Annotated in this window: 13 protein-coding genes and 1 riboswitch; of the genes, 10 read left to right on the forward strand and 3 right to left on the reverse strand. The window is 68.2% G+C overall.

Annotation, left to right across the window (positions count from 1 at the left end):
* Window positions 1-203: 203 nt before the first annotated feature.
* On the reverse strand, window positions 204-566 hold the full coding sequence (locus Q0654_RS05900) for an energy transducer TonB (protein WP_298851503.1): 363 nt from the start codon (window positions 564-566) through the stop codon (window positions 204-206).
* Between the two features lie 236 nt (window positions 567-802).
* Here Q0654_RS05900 and Q0654_RS05905 point away from each other — a divergent pair, with 236 nt between their 5' ends.
* The 6 genes from Q0654_RS05905 (at window position 803) to Q0654_RS05930 (ending at window position 10,269) form a co-directional block, all read left to right on the forward strand.
* Window positions 803-3,574: a methyl-accepting chemotaxis protein gene (locus Q0654_RS05905; protein WP_298851506.1), complete on the forward strand. Its 2,772-nt coding sequence runs from the start codon at window positions 803-805 to the stop codon at window positions 3,572-3,574.
* Between the two features lie 1,432 nt (window positions 3,575-5,006).
* The gene (locus tag Q0654_RS05910; RefSeq protein WP_298851620.1) at window positions 5,007-6,287 is read left to right on the forward strand and encodes a methyl-accepting chemotaxis protein; all 1,281 of its coding nucleotides are present in this window, start codon (window positions 5,007-5,009) and stop codon (window positions 6,285-6,287) included.
* A 136-nt stretch (window positions 6,288-6,423) separates the two neighbouring features.
* Window positions 6,424-7,281, forward strand: coding sequence for a CheR family methyltransferase (locus tag Q0654_RS05915; RefSeq protein ID WP_298851508.1), 858 nt, complete (start codon window positions 6,424-6,426; stop codon window positions 7,279-7,281).
* A 29-nt stretch (window positions 7,282-7,310) separates the two neighbouring features.
* A complete protein-coding gene (cheD, locus tag Q0654_RS05920; protein WP_298851622.1) occupies window positions 7,311-7,877 on the forward strand; it encodes a chemoreceptor glutamine deamidase CheD in 567 nt (188 codons plus the stop codon).
* Between the two features lies 1 nt (window position 7,878).
* Window positions 7,879-8,949, forward strand: a complete 1,071-nt coding sequence (locus tag Q0654_RS05925; protein ID WP_298851510.1) for a chemotaxis response regulator protein-glutamate methylesterase — start codon at window positions 7,879-7,881, stop codon at window positions 8,947-8,949.
* A gap of 135 nt (window positions 8,950-9,084) precedes the next feature.
* Complete coding sequence (locus Q0654_RS05930; protein WP_298851514.1) at window positions 9,085-10,269, forward strand: methyl-accepting chemotaxis protein; 1,185 nt, start codon at window positions 9,085-9,087, stop codon at window positions 10,267-10,269.
* A gap of 119 nt (window positions 10,270-10,388) precedes the next feature.
* Here the strand turns inward: Q0654_RS05930 and metB are convergent, their stop codons facing one another.
* Both metB and Q0654_RS05940 read right to left on the reverse strand, forming a co-directional pair.
* Window positions 10,389-11,558 (reverse strand): cystathionine gamma-synthase, encoded by a 1,170-nt coding sequence (gene metB / locus Q0654_RS05935; RefSeq protein WP_298851516.1) that lies wholly within the window; start codon window positions 11,556-11,558, stop codon window positions 10,389-10,391.
* Window positions 11,558-12,604, reverse strand: a complete 1,047-nt coding sequence (locus Q0654_RS05940; protein WP_298851517.1) for a homoserine O-succinyltransferase — start codon at window positions 12,602-12,604, stop codon at window positions 11,558-11,560. The genes metB and Q0654_RS05940 overlap by 1 nt, the downstream gene beginning before the upstream one ends.
* Window positions 12,605-12,692: 88 nt before the next feature.
* A riboswitch (SAM riboswitch) is annotated at window positions 12,693-12,825 on the reverse strand.
* Between the two features lie 161 nt (window positions 12,826-12,986).
* Here Q0654_RS05940 and Q0654_RS05945 point away from each other — a divergent pair.
* From Q0654_RS05945 to fabB, 4 genes are all read left to right on the forward strand, one after another.
* Window positions 12,987-15,788 carry a TonB-dependent receptor gene (locus tag Q0654_RS05945; protein ID WP_298851518.1) on the forward strand — a complete coding sequence of 934 codons (2,802 nt, stop codon included), beginning with the start codon at window positions 12,987-12,989 and terminating at the stop codon, window positions 15,786-15,788.
* An 86-nt stretch (window positions 15,789-15,874) separates the two neighbouring features.
* The gene (locus Q0654_RS05950) at window positions 15,875-17,029 is read left to right on the forward strand and encodes a phytase (RefSeq protein ID WP_298851519.1); all 1,155 of its coding nucleotides are present in this window, start codon (window positions 15,875-15,877) and stop codon (window positions 17,027-17,029) included.
* A gap of 126 nt (window positions 17,030-17,155) precedes the next feature.
* Window positions 17,156-17,665: a bifunctional 3-hydroxydecanoyl-ACP dehydratase/trans-2-decenoyl-ACP isomerase gene (gene fabA / locus Q0654_RS05955; protein WP_298851520.1), complete on the forward strand. Its 510-nt coding sequence runs from the start codon at window positions 17,156-17,158 to the stop codon at window positions 17,663-17,665.
* On the forward strand, window positions 17,665-18,882 hold the full coding sequence (gene fabB / locus Q0654_RS05960) for a beta-ketoacyl-ACP synthase I (RefSeq protein WP_298851521.1): 1,218 nt from the start codon (window positions 17,665-17,667) through the stop codon (window positions 18,880-18,882). The genes fabA and fabB overlap by 1 nt, the downstream gene beginning before the upstream one ends.
* Window positions 18,883-18,974: the final 92 nt, after the last annotated feature.

The raw sequence follows: 18,974 nt of genomic DNA on the forward strand, positions 1-18,974 counted from the left end.
TCGGGATTCGGGATTCGAAAAAGCGGTGCGCGGCGATGTTCAGACCGCCGCCCCGCTTCAGCCTGTCCGGAGCAGAGGCTCGGAGCGCTCGCGGCACGCCCGCGAGGGCCTGCTCTTACGAATCCCGAATCCCGAATCCCAAATCCCGCTGAAACAGAAAGCCGCCCCGGGGGCGGCTCTCTGTTTCAGCACATGCCGGCTCCTCAGAGCTTGAACTCGATCTTGCGCTTGACCCGCGCTTCGACCGCGGTGCCGCCTTCGGTGGCGGGGTTGAAGGTCCAGCGCCGTACGGCAGCCACCGCCTCGCGCTCGAACACGCGGGCCGGCTCGGCCTTCAGCACGTTGACCGCGCTGACCTTGCCTTCGGCGTCAACGACGATCTCGACTTCGACATAGCCCTCGGTGCCGCGGCGGGCGGCGTCGGCTGGGTAGTTGGGCGGGTCGGTCTTGAGCGGCGTGGGCGGGCCAGCCACGGCAAGAGCGGGCAGGGCCACACTCGCCAGTGCAGCAAACGGCAGAGCCAGGAACAGAGTGCGTGCCAGTGGTGAGAAACCAGAGGGGCGCATGGGCGTCTCCAAAGCGATCGGTGGGGAAGGAATGCGCGGTTCGGGCGCGGCGCTCGCGAAACTGCGAACGCCGTGCTGGTTGCAATGCCCGTACCGGCGGATCACCGACGGAATCTCGACATCCGGGTGCATAGGCGCCGACCGACCGTCGCCGACATCGGCACATCGTTTGCACCGGGTGAAGGCGACGCCTGTCCGCCGTTCGCGCGGCCCCTTTGTCTGACCGAGCCATCCCCATGACGCCACTCGAACTGCTGCAAGTCGCCACTGCGCCCTCGGCCCGCTTTATGGATCGCCTGCGCCTGAACTCGAAGCTGATGTTGATTGCTGCGGTCTTTGTGGCCGTCTCGATCGTGCTGGCGATCCTTTTGGTCCAGAACATCAACCGCGATGTCAACCACCTGCAGCAGGTGCAGACAGGCGAAGCCCTGTTTCCGCGGGCGATTTCATTGATCCGTAACGTCTCCGGCCATGCCGCCGCTGCACGAAGGGGGCTGGGCGGTGATGCGCAGTCGCTGAGCGAGGCCTCGCGACTGCGTCAGGAGATCAGCGATCAGGTCGCCGCCCTGGTGCGCGACTCTGCGGCACTGCCGGAAGAGCCTCGGCTCACCGCCGCACTGGAAGCCATGCAACAGGCCGCTGCCGAAGCTACCCAGGAATCGGACGACATCAACACCATCGTTCAGCGCGACATGGCGCTGATCGAAAAGGTACGCGGCACGTTCGCCGCCCTAAGTATCGCCAGCGATTTGTTCCTCGACAACGACGAGGCGACGCTGCTGATGGGCGAAATCGTGACCGAGCACACCCCGGCGCTGCTGGATCGCTCACTGAGGATCCGCGCCTTGGGCAACCTGGTGATCGACGGCGGGGCCGTCTGGGTAGAGGACCGCATTGACCTGACCAGCTCGGATCGCGAAATCAAGACGGCGCTCGCCAATCTTGCCGGCGCCGTGAACAATCTCGGTGGGGACTTCGCTGCGGTCAAAACCAGCCTTGAGGGCCTCCAGTCCTCCTTTGAAGCGCTCAGCACCGCGATGAAGGAGGGGCTGCTTGATGCGGAAGAGATCGAGATGGAGACCACCGAGCTTCTCAGCCTGGGGCAGGCGGCCGACGCATCGGTTTACGCAATGCTGGATCTCGTCGAACCGCTGCTGAAGGCGCGCATCGAGTCGCGCCTGTCGGCGCTGACCACCGAACGCACCCTGGTCATCGGCGCCATCGTGATCGCCCTGCTGCTCGCTGGCTATCTGTTCCTGGGCTTCACCCAAAGCGTGGGCCGCGCGGTGCGCGAGATCGCGGCCTCGGCCAATGACCTCGCAAACGGCGTGTTCCGCGAGCGGGTGAACGTGCGATCGAACGATGAGATGCGACAGATCGCCAACGCGATGGAGTCGGTGAGCACCGCCGTGCGCCGCTTTGCCGGCGCCCAGACCGAGATGGCCGATCAGCATGCTGCCGGTCTGATCAGCCACCGCATCGATGCGGGTACCTTCCAGGGCGAGTACCGCACGTTGGCGGAAGGCACCAATGAACTTGTGGCGGGGCATATCCAGGTACAAATGCAGGCAGTCGACCTGATGGGCCGCTACGGCATCGGCGACCTCTCGACCGACATGCCCGAGCTGCCCGGCGAAAAGAAGCGCATCACCGACGCGATGCGCACCACCAAGACCAATCTCGCCGCGATCAGCGCCGAGATCCAGCGTCTGGTCGGTGCGGCCAATGCCGGCGACTTCAGCGCCCGCGGCGATGCGAACCAGTTCCAGCATGAGTTCCGCCGCATGATCGAAGGCTTGAACAGCCTGATGTCGGTCAGCGACGCCGGTCTGCGCGACGTCGGGCGGGTGCTGGAAGCCCTCGCCCGCGGCGACCTGACCGAAACCGTCAGCGCCGAGTACCGCGGCCAGTTCGACGCGCTGAAGCAGGCCGCCAACAGCACGGTCAAGTCGCTGGGCGAACTGATCGGCCAGGTCAAGCAGGCGACCGACAGCATCAACACCGCGGCGCGCGAGATCGCCGCCGGCAACAGCGACCTGTCGGCGCGCACCGAGCAGCAGGCGGCCTCGCTGGAGGAAACCGCCAGCAGCATGGAAGAGCTGACCTCGACCGTGCGCCAGAACGCCGAGAACGCGAGGTCCGCCAACCAGCTGGCGATCGGCGCCGGCGAAGTCGCCGAGAAGGGCGGCACGGTGGTCGGCGAAGTGGTTACGACCATGGGCGAGATCGACGCGGCCTCGCGGAAGATCGTCGACATCATCAGCGTGATCGACGGCATCGCCTTCCAGACCAACATCCTCGCGCTGAACGCGGCGGTCGAAGCCGCCCGCGCCGGCGAGCAGGGCCGCGGCTTCGCAGTGGTCGCGAGCGAAGTGCGCTCGCTGGCCCAGCGCTCGGCCGGTGCGGCCAAGGAGATCAAGACCCTGATCGGCGACACCGTGGACAAGATCGCTGCAGGCAGCAGCCTGGTCGACTCGGCCGGCAAGACCATGGCCGAAGTGGTGACCTCGGTGAAGCGCGTCACCGACATCATGGGCGAAATCTCGGCCGCTTCGGCCGAGCAGTCCAGCGGCATCGAGCAGGTCAATGCCACGGTCACCCAGATGGATGAAGTGACCCAGCAGAACGCAGCCCTGGTCGAGGAAGCCTCGGCCTCGGCGCGTGCGCTGGAAGACCAGGCGGCGGCGCTGGCCGAGTCGGTCTCGCGCTTCCGCCTCAGCGCTGCGCAGGCGGGCGCACGCGCCGCCGCGCCGCTGCGCGCGCCGGGCGCGTCGCCCAGCGCTGCCGCCAGTGAGCCGGCGGCAAAGGCCGATGGCCAGGCCGCGGGCAAGCCGGGCAACACGCCCTCGCCATCGGCGAACAAGCCCGCGACAAAGCCCGCAGCGAGTGCACCCAAGGCGGGCACGGCGCGCGCCGCCAGCACCCTGCGACCGGTGCCGAAGGCCGTGCCGCGCGGCGCACCGGCCGCCGCGCCCTCCGGCGATGACATGGAGTGGACCGAATTCTGAGCGGCGGCAGGCATCGCGAGATCACACCAGGACGGGCGCTTCGGCGTCCGTTCTGCGTTGGAACCGGCGTTTGCCCGGGGCGATTCCGGCGCAAGGTCGCGGCATGCAACTTGCTCTGCGCCTGCGCGCATCGCGCCGGGCGGCATTCAAAGCTTTTCGCACAGCGCGCAGCGCAGACGGCGTTCGACGGTCGCCAAGTCCGGTCGGGACGCTCACCCGGCGACTGCCTAACGGGCCAACCCCAGCGATGCAGGACGCGTCGCACCAGAGACCTGACTGCCGCTGCGCCGGGAGCGCGCGCGACACTCGCAACTGCCGAGAAGCTCACCGCGTGAAACCCCTCAACCCTATCGTCTACCACGCCGTACGCCCGGCAGCCCGCCTGATTGACCGGCTCGGATTCAGGCACAAGCTCATGCTGATTGGCAGCGTCTTCGTTGCCGTCGTGCTCGCGCTTTCAATGCTGCTGGTGCCCGCGCTGCGCGAGGACATCGCCTTCGTCGATTCGGAACTGCAGGGTGCAGCTGCGCAACCCATCGTGCTGCAGATGCTGCAGGCACTGGAGCGACATCAGCGCGGCGACTTCGCCGGCGCCTCGGAGCAGTGGCGTACGGCCTCGCTCGCGAACCAGACCTGGCTCAACGGCAGCGGGCAGCCGCTGGGGATGGACGCCAACTGGAGCACCGCCAAAGCAGCGCTGGACCCCCTGATGGCCGGCGCTTCCGCAGCGGAGGCCGAACAGTACCGCGCCGCTGCGCAGGAGATCGTGCGCTACTCGGAGGCCATTGCCGACCGCTCCAATCTGACGCTGGACCCAGTCCTCGACACCTACATGCTGATGTACGCCAGCGTCACCCTGCTTCCGCAGATCCGCTCCGAGCTGGTCCACCTCGCCACCGTCGAGGGTGCGGATGCCGATACCGAGCGCGCGGTTTCGGCTCGGCTGGTGCAGCTGTACTCGCTGCGTCTGGACGCAGGCATGCAGGCGGTGCTTGAGGGCGGCGCAGCCGAGCGCGCCGACCTCGGCGCAGCCTATCAAGGGCTCCGTGCAGCGCTCCGGACCACCGGGGCAAATCCACTCACGACACAGCGTGCGACTGCGGCGGTCGCCCCGCTTGACGCCAGCCATCGTGCCGCGCATGCCCTGCTCGAAGCGGAGCTCACTGCACGCCTCGCCGGATACCGTCGCAACCTCTGGATCACCGTGCTGTCGATCGCCGCAGGCGTCAGCCTGACGATGTACTTCTTCTTCGGGTTCACGCGCTCGCTCTCCGCCACGCTTCGCGGGCTGTCGCGGGCGTCCGGCGAGCTGGGGCGCGGGCAGTTTCCTGAGCGCATTGATCTGCAGTCCCGCGACGAGCTGCAGGGGATCGCCAACGAGCTGACCAAGGTCACGGGCGTCCTGAACCGGTTTGCTGTCGAACAGCAGCGCATGTTCGAACAGCACCAGCTCGGCAATGTGAGCCATCGCATCGACGATCTGCAGTTCGAAGGCGCGTATCGGACTATCGCGAAGGGCGTCAACGATCTTGTCGCTTCACACATCGCGGTCAAGCGTCGCATCGTCGAAGTGGCGAGCGCCTACGCCAGCGGAGACTTCCGCGAGTCGATGGACCGCCTGCCGGGTGAAGAAGAGGAAATCTCGATCACCATGGATTCGGTTCGCGACAGCCTCAAGCTGATCGAGCGCGAGATCACACGCCTCGGTGATGCCGCCGCGCGAGGCGAACTGGACGCACGCGGTAAGGAAGAACTGTTCCGCTTTGGCTTTCGCAGCATGGTCGAGGGCCTCAACCGTCTGATGTCGACCACGGCTGCGGGCGTCGAGGCCGTCACGCACCTGCTCGCCGGCGTCGCTGAAGGTGACCTGAGAGTCAGTATGGCGGGCAATTTCCAGGGGCGCTTCGCGGAGCTGCAGCGGGTCGGCAATGCCAGCGTCCAGCAGCTCCGTGACATCGTTGAGCAGATCCAGGCCGGTGCCGGCCGCGTGCGCGGCGGTGCCGACGAAATCGCCGCGGGCAACGCCGATCTCTCCGCGCGCACCGAGCAGCAGGCCGCGGCGCTGGAGGAGACCGCCGCGAGCATGGAGGAACTGACATCCACGGTACGCGGCAATGCGGAGAACGCCCGCTCTGCCAACCAGCTTGCGATCAACGCCGGCGACGTCGCCGAACGCGGCGGCCAGGTGGTACGTCAGGTCGTCGACACGATGGGCCAGATCAACCAGCAGTCGCGCAGGATCGAGGACATCATCGGCGTCATCGACGGCATCGCTTTCCAGACCAATATCCTGGCGCTCAACGCCGCCGTGGAGGCCGCGCGCGCCGGAGAGCAGGGCCGCGGCTTCGCCGTGGTTGCCGGCGAGGTGCGCACGCTGGCACAGCGCTCGGCTGCCGCCGCCCGCGAGATCAAGGGCCTGATCTCCGAAACTGTCGAGCGCGTCGGCACGGGCAGCCAATTGGTGGATTCCGCCGGCTCCACCATGGCCGAGATCGTCGCCTCGGTGAAGCGGGTGACGGACATCATGGCCGAGATCTCCGCGGCATCCGCCGAGCAGAGCGCCGGCATCGAGCAGGTCAGCGCCACGGTCACGCATATGGATGAAGCCACTCAGCAGAACGCAGCCCTGGTTGAAGAGGCCACCGCGGCGGCAGGCGTACTGCTGGAACAGGCGGATACCTTGAACCGGAGCGTGGCGCGCTTCCGTCTGTGAGTGGTCCTCCCTGGCGCGCTCCATCCGAGGGCGCTGGGAGCGGCGTAATCCCGCCGTTGCAGTTCGGCACGCGGCTTGCTGCACGGCTTCCGCGCCTCGCCATCCCGCGGCGGCGCGCAAGCCGATCCGAGGTCCGATGAGCAGCGAGCACACCCAGGGCCAGCGCGAGTTCGAGTTCGCCGAACGCGACTTCCGCCGCGTCTGCAGCCTGATCCATGCCCGCGCCGGCATCGCGCTGGCCGACAGCAAGCGCGACATGGTGTACAGCCGGCTCTCGCGGCGCCTGCGCGCGCTGGGCATGGAGAGCTTCGGCGACTACCTCGATTGGCTGGAACGCGAAGGCGGCGACGAGTGGCAGAGCTTCGTCAATGCGCTGACCACCAACCTCACCAGCTTCTTCCGCGAGGAGCACCACTTCGAGCACCTGCGCGAGCACCTGCCGCAGATGAAGCGCAGCGGCGGCAAGGTGCGGATCTGGTGCTCGGCGGCCTCGACCGGCGAGGAGCCCTACTCGATCGCCATCGCCGCCTGCGAAGCGTTCGGCACGCTGACGCCGCCGGTCGAGATCATCGCTACCGACATCGACACCCAGGTGCTGCTGACCGCCGAGCGCGGCGTGTATCCGCTGGAGCGCCTGGAGCGCATGGCCGAGATCCGCAAGAAGACCTTCTTCCAGCGCGGCGTCGGCGCCAACGCCGGCAAGGTCCGGGTGAATCCCGCGCTCAAGAAGCTGCTGAGCTTTTCCTCGCTCAACCTGCTGGACGCGCGCTATCCGCTGTCCGGCACCTTCGCGGCGATTTTCTGCCGCAACGTGATGATCTATTTCGACAAGCCGACGCAGCGGGCGATCCTCTCGCGGATGAAGCCGCTGCTGGAGCCGAGCGGCTTCTTCTATGCCGGCCACAGCGAGAGCTTCTTCCACGCTGCGGACCTCTTCAAGAATCTGGGCCGCACGATCTATGTGCCTGTAGCCGGCGCCGGAGCATCCGCATGAACGCGGGCACGCGCCAGGTCAAGGGCCCCATGCCCTACTACGACGTGCAGCTGCAGATGGACGCGCTGAAGCTGATGCCGGCCGACTACGTGGTGACCGCCAAGGACATCGCGCTGTCGACCGTGCTGGGCAGCTGCGTCGCCGCCTGCATGCGCGATCCGGTGCTGCGCATCGGCGGCATGAACCACTTCATGCTGCCCGACGGCGGCGACTCCGACGACACCTCGGCGCGCTACGGCAGCTATGCGATGGAGCTGCTGATCAACGAGCTGCTGAAGGCCGGCGCGCGCCGCGAGCGTCTGGAGGCCAAGGTGTTCGGCGGCGGCAACGTGCTGAAGAGCTTCACCGTGAATCCGGTCGGTACCCGCAACGCCGAGTTCGTCATCGCCTATCTGAAGGCCGAGCGCATCCCGGTGGTGGCCCAGGATCTGGGCAGCATCCACCCGCGCAAGGTCTGGTACATCCCTGCGACCGGCAAGGTGCTGGTGCGGCGCCTGCCGCATGCGCACGACACTGCGATCGCCTCCGAGGAAATCGCCTACCGCAACCAGCTGAAGCAGCAGCCGAGGGCTGGTGGCGTGGAGCTGTTCGACTGACATGGCCATTCGAGTACTGATCGTCGATGACTCCGCCCTGGTCCGCCAGGTGCTGACCCGTGTGCTGGGCGAAGACCCCGACATCGAAGTGGTCGGTGCGGCCCAGGATCCCTTCATCGCCCGCGAGATGATCAAGCAGCTCAATCCCGACGTGCTCACGCTCGACGTCGAGATGCCGCGGATGGATGGCTTGACCTTCCTCGAGAACCTGATGCGGCTGCGGCCGATGCCGGTGGTGATGGTGTCCTCGCTGACCGAGTCCGGCGCCGAAGTCACGCTGGATGCCTTGAGCCTTGGTGCTGTCGACTTCGTGACGAAACCGAAACTCGAAGTCGCCAAAGGTTTGACGGAATACGCCGGCGAGCTGGCCGCGAAAGTGAAGTCGGCCGCTCGCGCCAAGGTGCAGGCCCGCAGCGCCCCTGCGCGCGGCGCCGAGCGCCCGAAAGCGCGCGGTGCCGCCGGCTTCCGCACCACCGATCGACTGATCGCGATCGGTGCCTCCGCCGGCGGCACCGAAGCGATCCGCGTGGTGTTGGAGATGATGCCGCCGGACGCGCCGGGCATCGTCATCACCCAGCACATCCCGGCCGAGTTCAGCCGCGCCTTTGCGCAGCGCATGAACCGCTGCTCGCCGATGGCCGTCTGCGAGGCCGAGGACGGCCAGCAGGTCGTGCCCGGCTATGCCTACATCGCCCCCGGCGGCTACCACCTGCGCGTTGAGCGCAGCGGCGCGCGCTGGCTGTGCCGGATCGGCGACGACGCCCCGGTCAGCCGCCACAAGCCCAGCGTCGACGTACTGTTCCGCTCGGTTGCCCAGGCTGCCGGCCGCAACGCGGTCGCCGCCATCCTCACCGGCATGGGCAATGACGGTGCCGCCGGCATGCTGGAGATGCACCGGCTCGGCATCGCCACCGTGGCGCAGGACGAAGCCACTTCGGTGGTCTGGGGCATGCCCGGAGCAGCCGTGAAGCTGGGCGGCGTGGACGAGATCCTGCCGCTGAACCGGATCGCCGGCCGCCTGCTGGAGCTGGCCGCCGACGAAGCAAAGCGCGGCCCGCGCGACAGTGCCTGAGCGGCCGCTCGGGCGCGTCTGGAACGCGCATTGCAGCAGTGCTGGACATAGGCCTCCGCGAACGAGGTCCAGACGCATCGCTCAAGCCCGGCCGGACAGCGGCCGATAGAAGCACGAGTCCAAGGGAACACCGCAATGCAGACCGGCATCCTGATCCGAATCGCTCCCCCGCTGCTGCTCAGCATCGCGCACGTGGTCGCGCAGTTCATCGAATGGCCGCTGGCTTTCGAGCTGGCGCTGATGACGACGATGTTCCTGGCCTGGGGCGCGTTCGGCTGGTGGTTCTCGCGCAACGCCTTCGCGCTGTCGCCCGATGAGTCGCGCCTGCTGCGTGAGCAGGAGCAGCTGCTTGGCGAGCTGCGCGAGTTCGTCAGTCGCGAGGTCGGCGGCAGCCAGCAGGAAATCCAGCGCACCCGTGCCCTGCTGAGCCAGTCGATCGGCAAGCTGGCCGACAGCTTCCAGACCATGAACGCAACAGCACGCCACCAGACCCAGACGCTGGCCAAGATCGTCGACCGCAGCGGCGAGTCCAACGCCATCGACGTGCGCCGCTTCGCCCAGGAAGCCAGCCGCCACATGGGCGACCTGACCTCGGCGCTGGAGCAGGTCAGCGAGCAGAGCTCGGCCACGGTCAACCACATCGATGCGATGACCCAGCACCTCGAAGGCATCTTCTCGCTGCTGGAGGACGTCAAGTCGATCGCCGACCAGACCAACCTGCTGGCCCTGAATGCCGCGATTGAAGCCGCCCGCGCCGGCGAAGCTGGCCGCGGCTTCGCCGTGGTCGCCGACGAGGTGCGCAGCCTGTCCGAGCGCTCGACCAGCTTCAACGAGCAGATCCGCAAGCTGGCGAACAGCTCGAAGGACGCGGTGCACAAGGTGCGCGACACCGTCTCCAACATGGCGACCCGCGACCAGAGCCGCTCGGCCCAGGCCAAGAACGAGGCGGCCAAGCTGTTCTCGCAGGTCGAAGCGATCAACGACAGCCTCGCCGCCGGCATCAACGAAGTCGCCAGCAGCGCGCGGGTGATCGACCAGTCGGTCTCGGAAGCCGTGCGCTCGCTGCAGTTCGAGGACATCGTCACCCAGGCCCTGGGCGCAGCCGAGCGTCATCTGGAGCGGCTGGAGGCGATCAACCGCGATGCGACCGGCCTGCAGCAGCTGCTGTCTTCCAGCGCCGGCGCCAGCAGCCACCGCAAGCTCGAAGCGCTGAACGACCTGCACCGCCGCCTGCGCGAGCTGCGCGACAACTGGCAGCCGATGCCGCACAAGCCGGTCTCGCAGACCGACATGGGCACCGGCGGCGTCGATCTGTTTTAGGGTGGCCCTGGCCCACCATAGGCTCGACCCTCGCGTCACTGCGTCGCCCCATCGGGTGGGCCCTGGCCCACCGTGAGGACCGCGCCCGCCTCACCGCATCGACGCCCGCCCTGCTGGTCCTACGCCGCCTGCGCGCGCTCGGCACGCTTCAGGGCCGCAGCGATATCGGCGACCAGATCGGCCGCCGCCTCGATCCCCACCGACAGACGCAGCAGGCCATCGCCGATGCCGGCCACCGCGCGCGCGTCCGCGCTCATCGCCGCATGGGTCATGGTCGCCGGGTGCGCGATCAGGCTCTCCACGCCGCCCAGCGATTCGGCCAGGGTGAAGCACTGCAGCCCCTCCAGGAAGGCGCGCACCGCTGCTTCGCCTCCGTCCAACTCGAACGAGATCATCGCGCCGCCGTTCTTCTGCTGACGCAGGGCCAGCGCGTGACCGGGATGGCTGGCGAGACCCGGGTAGTGCACGGCCTTCACCGACGGATGCGAATCCAGCAGCTCGGCCAGCGCCTGCGCGTTCTCGACGTGGCAGCGCAGGCGCGGCTCCAGCGTGCGCAGGCCGCGCAGGGTGAGAAAACTGTCGAAGGGGCTGCCGGTCAGGCCCAGGCAGTTGGCCCACCAGGTCAGCTGCTGGTGCAGCTCGGGCGTGGCCGCAACGATCGCGCCGCCGACGACGTCGCTGTGGCCGTTGATGTACTTGGTGGTCGAGTGCAGCACCAGATCGGCGCCGAACTCGATCGGCCGCTGGATCGCCGGCGAGAGGAAGGTGTTGTCGACCAGGGCCAGTGCGCCGGCGCGGTGCGCGGCTTCGATGACGAAGCGCAGGTCGGTGATGCGCAGCAGCGGATTGCTGGGGGTTTCGATCCACACCAGCTTGGGCGGCGTCGACAGGGCCTCGGCCAGCTGGCGCGGACAGGTCAGATCAGCCACCACCAGCTCGAAGTGGCCCTTCCTGGCCAGCGCGTTGAACAGGCGCCAGCTGCCGCCGTAGCAGTCGTGCGGCACCACCAGCCGATCGCCCGGTTCCAGCAGGGCCAGGGCCAGCGTGATTGCGGCCATGCCGCTGGCGGTCACCACGCCGCCGGCGCCGCCTTCGAGTTCCGCCAGCGCTTCGCCCAGCAGGTCGCGGGTCGGATTGCCGCTGCGGGTGTAGTCGTACTCGCGCTTCTCGTTGAAGCCGGCGAAGCTGAAGTTGGTCGACAGCACCAGCGGCGGCACCACGGCGCCGAAAGCCGGGTCGCGATCGATGCCGGCGCGCGCGGCGACGGTGGCAGGGGCGTGGCGGCTCATCAGTACACCTCGTTGGCGTGTAGGGCGGACAGGGCGCGCGCGATCAGCGCACCCACGCGGTCGGTTTCTTTCAGGAAGGCGTCGTGGCCGTACAGCGAGTCGATGCACTCGAACTGCGCGGGCGCGCCGATGGCGGTAGCGAAGGCTTGCAGATCCTCGGGCGGCGCCAGCCAGTCGCCAGTGACGGCGAGCAGATGGGTGGGCACGCGGATCTGCGCGGCATCGATCGCATGCAGATCGATCGACTCGGACAAGCGCAGGAAGGCGGTCGCGCTCCAGCGTTCGGCATAGCGACTGCCGCAGCTGGCGAGATAGGCCTCGGAGGCGCTGCGCGCGCGTCCGTTGCTGAGTTCGGTCGGCGCATCGAAACGCTGGGCGAATTCAGCCGGACTGCGGTAGCTCAGCATCGCGAACTGGCGCGCCAGCGACAGACCGAGCTGGTCGGCGCACTGCAGCTGCCCCAGCGCCACCACCTGCCGCTGCAGGGCGCGGAAGGCAGCGGCGAACGGATGCGGGCGCGGCCCCGCCGACAGGCAGATTAGTCGCTCAAGCCGCTGCGGACAGCGCGCCGCGAAGGCCTGCCCCACCATGCCGCCATAGGAGGCGCCGACGAAGGCGTGCAGGCGGCGGACGCCCAGCAGATCAAGCGCCTGCGCGATCGCAGCCGCCTGATCCTCGCTGCTGATCGGCGCATCGATGTCGCCCTCGGCGCCCAGCCAGTCGCAGGCGATCAGGCAGTGGCGCTGCGGATCGAGCGCGGGATGCGCATCGATGAGCTCCTGCCACCAGCCGGGCTGGGCATCGATCTGGTTCGCGCAGACGTGCCGATGCGCGCTGATGCCGCCTGCCACCCATACGGCCGGCAGCTGCGGATCGCCGCTCCACTCCACATGCAGGCGCACGCGGCGCGGCCCGGCATGGCGCATCTCCAGATCGAGCTCGAAGCTGTGCTGTCCGCCCACGGGCAGACGTGAATTCAGTTCAAGCCCGCAACAGTCGGGCTCGCTGTGCGCAGGTGCGCAGGCTTCGGCAGAGGCAAGGGACATGGCGCGCTCCGGGTGGACGGTGATCCATCAAGACCGGAGGCAGGGTCGGAAGCGATTCATGGCGGCGGGTGCGAAACCCTGCACGACATGCCCATCTTCCGGCTGCGCGCGTCGGTGGGGACGCGCGCCTGCCGCAGGATTTGGCACCTGCTGGGCGCGTGGCGCGCCTGCAGGTTGCCCCGGCTTCAAAGGGCCTGTCCCTCTGCCGGTCTTGATGGCTGGCCAGCAGTCTGCCGTCGCCTCCGGGCACTGTCAATCCTTTCATCGCGATATAGCGATGAATATTCCGGTGCGGACTTTCGCCGCGTGCGGGCCGTCATACCCCTGCAATGCGGCGCCCCGAAAGTGCGCGGCTTGTTAAACAGCCGCTGAAGGCCTCGCCATGCGCACGCCCTGTCTGTCCCCTGCCCTGCTGGCCTGCGCGATCGCGCTGGGCTTGTCCGTGAACGCCAGCGTGCTGCATGCGCAGCCCGCCGAGGCGGTGCAGCTCGAAGCCAGCACCGCCAGCGGGCTGTCGGGCCGCGTGCGCGAAGCGGCACGCAACTACTTTCTCGAGGGCGTGCGCGTGCAGGTCGATGGGCGTGTGGTCTCGACGGACCGCGAGGGCCGTTTCCGTCTGGAGGGTCTCGCGCCCGGCAGCTACACGGTGCGCGTGGACTTCGTCGGCTACGCGCCGCAGAGCTTCGAGGTCGAGCTGGCCGAGGGCCGCGGCGTCGCTGCCGAAGTGCGTCTGAGCAGCACCACTGCCGAGACCAGCCTCAACCAGATCGAAGTGCGCGCCACCCGCGAAAGCCAGGCCCTGGCGCTGAACCTGCAGCGCAGTTCGGAGAACTACAAGAACGTGGTGTCAGCCGACCTGCTGGGCCGCTTCCCGGACGCCAACCTCGCGGAATCGACACAGCGCATTCCCGGCGTGTCGATCGAGCGCGACCAGGGCGAAGGCCGCTACGTCAACGTGCGCGGCGCCCCGCTGGAGTTCACCAGCGTCTCGGTGGACGGCGTGCCGCTGTCGGCGCCGAACGCCGCGCGGCGCACGGTCGAGCTCGACACGATTCCGGCCGACGTGATCTCGGCGCTGGAAGTCACCAAGGCGCTGACGCCGGATATGGACGGCGACGCGATCGCCGGCCAGATCAACATCGTCACCCAGAGCGCGCTCGACCGCGACGGCACCACCCTGCGGGCCTCCGCCGCCACCGGCCGCTACGAGCTGGGCGACGGCGACAACGACCGCGCCAATATCACGGTCGGCACGCGCTTCGGCGAGGCCGGCAACGTCGGCCTGCTGCTGGCGGCCTCGGGCAGCCGCGCCGGTCGCTTCACCGACAATGTGGAGACGGCCTTCTTCCGCGCGGACGACGGCCGCATCCTGCCGGAACTCACCGAGATCAAGGACTACGAGGGCCAGCGCACCCGCACCGGCCTGACCGCCCGCTTCGACGCGCGGATCAACGAGGACCACCTGCTGTACGCCATCGGCACCGCCTCGAAGTACCGGGACAAGGAGTACCGCAACACCTTCCTGATCGAGTACGAGCGCCACGATGCGGGCAGCAGCGACACCGGCGGCGTCGCCGGCCGCGCCACCTTCGACAAGGAGCTTCGCGAGCGCATCCAGGAACAGCGCATCCGCACGCTGAACCTCGGCGGCGAGCACTACCTCGGTGACAACCGCATCGACTGGCAGGCCAGCCGCAGCCAGGGCAAGTTCGACATCCCGGCGCGCCAGCAGTGGATCTTCCGTTCGACCCTGCGGCCGCCGCTGCGCTACGACTACAGCGACCCGGATTTCCCGGTGTGGACGATCCTCAACGCCGACGGAAGCACCCGTCAGCAGGGCATCAACCTCGCCGAGAACCTCTATGGCTTCCGTCGCTACAACCAGCGCTTCGAAGATGCCGAAGAGAACGAAACCGGCCTCAAGCTCGACCTGCAGCGCGAGCAGGGCTGGCTGGGCGAGAGCGGTGAGCTGAAGTTCGGCGCGCGCGCGCGACTGCGCGACAAGCAGAGCAACGACGACCGCAACCGCAACGCGGTCGCCGCCGGAACGCCGGCCTATGCCGACCTGCTGTGTCCGCGCGTGTCCAACAACTTCGGTCGCTTCGAATTCGGCCGCGTGCTCTGCAACGACATCTTCGAGCGCTTCGGCAGCACCGTGCAGAACGCCAACCTGCTGCCGCTGGTGGTGGACTCGACGGTCAACGACTACAGCGCGGATGAGGACATCTACGCCACCTATGCCCGCCTCGACGCGCGCTGGAATGCGCTGAGCCTGGTCGGCGGCCTGCGCTTCGAGCGCACCGAGACCTCCGGCCGGGCTTTCCTCTACGACCTCGACGCCGACGAAGCGGTGCTGCAGGAAGTGGGTCGCGACTACAACAAGCTGCTGCCCAGCCTGCACGTCCGCTACGAGCTGGACGCCGACTCGATCCTGCGCGCGTCCTACTCGACGGGCCTGAGCCGGCCGAACTACACCAACACCGTGCCGCGCTTCGTCATCAGCGACGACGACCGCGAGGCCGAGGCCGGCAATCCGGACCTGAAGGCCACCTACTCGCAGAACCTCGATGTCTCATTCGAGCGCTACCTGCGTCCGCTGGGTCTGCTGTCGGTGGCCGCCTTCCACAAACGTCTCGACGACCCGATCTTCGTGGTCAACTCGCTGCTCGGTAGTGGCGACGACGCGCTGCGCCTGACCCGCGCCGAGAACGGCACGTCCGGCAGCATCACCGGCCTGGAACTCGCTTGGCAGCAGACCTTCGACCGACTGCCATCGCCCTTCGACGGCCTCGGCGTGTACGCCAACTACACCTATGCCGATTCCGAGGCCGAACTGCCCTTTGGCATCGGCAAGACCGAGCTGCCGGGCACCTCGCGCGACAACGTCAACCTCGCGGTGTTCTACGAGAAGTACGGCTTCAACGCGCGGCTGGCCTACAACCTGCGCTCGAAGTTCATCCAGGAGTTCGACGTCTCCGACCGCGACTTCAACGTGTTCTGGGACGAGCGCGCCCTGCTCGACTTCTCGGCCAGCTACCAGGTGGGCAGCGGCTGGCAGGTGTTCGGCGAGGTCAACAACATCACCGATTCGAAACAGCGCCGCTTCCAGGGCCAGCGCAACCGCGTGCTTGAGCTGGAGCAGTTCGGACGCTTCTGGCTGGTCGGCCTGCGCTACGAGTATTGATCGCCACGCGATCCCTGTGGGCCCCGGTCTGTGCCGGGGCCCTTTCTTTCCGGCGGCCTTCGGGCTCGCCCGCTGCGAGGTGCCGCATGTCCGCCAAATCCACTGTCCCCGTTTGCCTGTTTGCGCTGTCCCTGCTCGCCTGCAGCCCATCGCCACCTGCGGAGGCCCCCGAGGCAGCCGCGCGCACCGCGGTGGCCAGCGAAAAAGAGCCGGATGAACAGGACGAACCGGATCCGCTGCTCGCTGAACAGTCTCTGCCCCACACCACTGTCGACGAAGCCTTCCTGACTCCGTTGACGCCCGAGGACAACGTCGACTCGCCGGCCAGCTGGACGGCCCCCGACGGCGTGGTCTGGCTGATCGCCACCGCCAAGAGCACGCATCGCCTGATGGTCTACCGCGGCGACAGCGGCGCGCTGCTGCGTACGGTTGGCGAGCAGGGCGCGGCGCTGGGCCAGTTCGATCGCCCGAACGGCGTGTTCGTCATCGACGACCTGGTGCTCGCCGTCGAGCGCGACAACCGCCGCATACAGGTGCTGCGCCTGCCGGGGTTCACCCCGCTCGGCAGCTTTGGCGAAGGCGAACTGCGCCAGCCCTATGGGCTGTGGCTGCGCCGCAGCGATGGCGGCTACGAGGTCCTGGTCAGCGATGCCTACATGGATGCCGCCGATGAGGACGCGGTGCCGCCGCTGGCCGAACTCGACCGCCGCTTCCAGCGCTACCAGCTCGCGTTGGCCGGCGATGCACTGCAGGCCCGACATCTCGGCAGCTTCGGTGCCACCGAAGCGGCCGGCGCCATCCGCATTCCCGAATCGCTATGGGGCGACGAAGCCCACGACCGCCTGCTGATCGCCGAAGAGGATCAGGCCGACGGCACGCGCATCAAGCCCTATCGACTGTCCGACCTTGGCTATGCCGGGAGCGACCTCGGCGCCGGCCTGTTCCGCGCCCAGGCCGAGGGCATCGCGCTGTACGCCTGCGACGACGGCAGCGGCTGGTGGATCGCCACCGACCAGTTCAAGGACCGCTCGCTGTTCCATGTGTTCGAGCGCGCCAGCCTGGCCCACCTGGGCAGCTTCGCCGGACGCACGGTGGCCAATACCGACGGCGTCTGGCTCGACCAGGGCGCGAGCACGCGCTTTCCGGAGGGCGTCTTCTATGCGGTGCATGACGACCAGGGCGTCGGCGCCTTCGACTGGCGCGACATCGCCACAGCACTGCAGCTGGGCCGCTGCCCCTGAGCGGCCGCCCCGCCTGCACCAGCCGCTCGCCGGCACGGACCGACGAAAGTCAGTGAACACTTGTTCCGGTTTCAAGGATAATGCCCGGCCTGCCGCACCCTGCGGCCTATCCGGGACCCGGAACACATGTTCGACTCTTTCGACCGCGACCAGCTGATCGCCTCGGGCGAAGGCCGCCTGTTCGAAGGCAGCCAGGCGCGCCTGCCGCTGCCGCCCATGCTGATGTTCGACCGCATCACCCGGATCACCGACGAAGGTGGCGCTCATGGCCAGGGCGAGATCGAGGCCGAGCTCGACATCCGTCCGGACCTCTGGTTCTTCGCCTGCCATTTCCGCGACGACCCTGTGATGCCGGGCTGCCTGGGCCTGGACGCGATGTGGCAGCTGGCCGGCTTCTACCTGACCTGGCAGGGTCTGCCCGGCCGCGGTCGCGCGCTGGGCGTAGGCGAGGTGCGCTTCTCCGGCCAGGTGCTGCCGACCGCCAGCCTGGTGCGCTACCAGATCGACGTGAAGCGGGTGATCCGCCGCAAGCTGAACATGATCGTGGCCGATGCCCGCATGTCGGTCGACGGCCGCGAGATCTACACGGCCAGCGACCTGCGCGTCGGCCTGTTCACCGACACCTCGGGCTTCTGATGTCTCCGCGCCGCGTAGTCATCACCGGGGCCGGCATCGTCAGCTGCCTGGGCAATGATCTGGCGACGGTCAGCGCGAACCTGCGCGCGGGCCGCTCGGGCATCCGCCGCTGCGAGGAGTTCGTCGACGCCGGCCTGCGCAGCCAGATCGCGGGCGTGCCGGAAATCGATCTCGATGCCCGCATCGACCGCCGCGACCGCCGCTTCATGGGCGATGCCGCGGCCTACGCCAGCGTCGCTCTCGACGACGCCATCGCCATGGCCGGGCTCGCGCCCAGCCAGATCAGCCACCCGCGCACCGGCCTGGTCATGGGCTCGGGCGGCGGTTCGCCGGCGCACCAGATCGAAGCCGCCGACACGCTGCGCAGCAAGGGCGTACGCCGGGTCGGGCCTTACCAGGTCACCCGCACCATGGCGTCCACCGTCTCAGCCTGTCTGGCGACGCGCTTCAAGGTGCGCGGCATCAACTACTCGATCAGCTCGGCCTGCGCGACCTCGGCGCACTGCATCGGCGCCGCCGCCCAGCAGATCGCCTGGGGCCTGCAGGACGTGATGTTCGCCGGTGGCGGCGAAGAGAACTCCTGGGGCATGGCCAGTCTGTTCGACGGCATGGGCGCGTTGTCCACCAAACGCAATGAGACGCCTGAAGCCGCCTCGCGCGCCTATGACGCCGACCGCGACGGCTTCGTCATCGCCGGCGGCGGCGGCGCGCTGGTGCTGGAAGCGCTTGAACACGCGCAGGCCCGCGGCGCGCGCATCCTCGCCGAGATCGTCGGCTATGGCGCGACCTCGGACGGCGCCGACATGGTGGCGCCCTCGGGTGAAGGCGCAGTCGCCTGCATGCGCCAGGCCATCGCCGGTCTGGAGCAGCCCATCGACTACATCAACACCCACGGCACCTCGACGCCGCTGGGAGACCTCACCGAGCTGCGGGCGCTTCGCGAAGTGTTCGGCGACTCCATGCCGCCGTTCTCGTCGACCAAGTCGCTGTCCGGCCATTCGCTGGGCGCCGCCGGCGTGCACGAGGCGATCTACTGCCTCGCCATGCTCGAAGGCGGCTTCATGGCCGGCTCGGCCAATGTGGACACGCCGGACGAAGGCGTGGGCAAGGCGCCGCTGCTGCGCGCGAGCCGCGAGGCCTCGCTGCGGACGGTGCTGTCGAACAGCTTCGGCTTTGGCGGCACCAATGCCTGCCTGGTGCTGCAGCGCATGCCCTGAGCTGCTGGGAATCAGCGAAGAGGCAAAAGAAAACCCCGGGCAAGCCCGGGGTTTTCCGTATGCAGCCAAGTCTGTTCGGAGAGCCCGCCCGG

It is taken from the genome of uncultured Aquimonas sp., from assembly GCF_937888285.1.
In the GTDB taxonomy this organism is placed as follows: Bacteria; Pseudomonadota; Gammaproteobacteria; order Xanthomonadales; family Xanthomonadaceae; genus Aquimonas.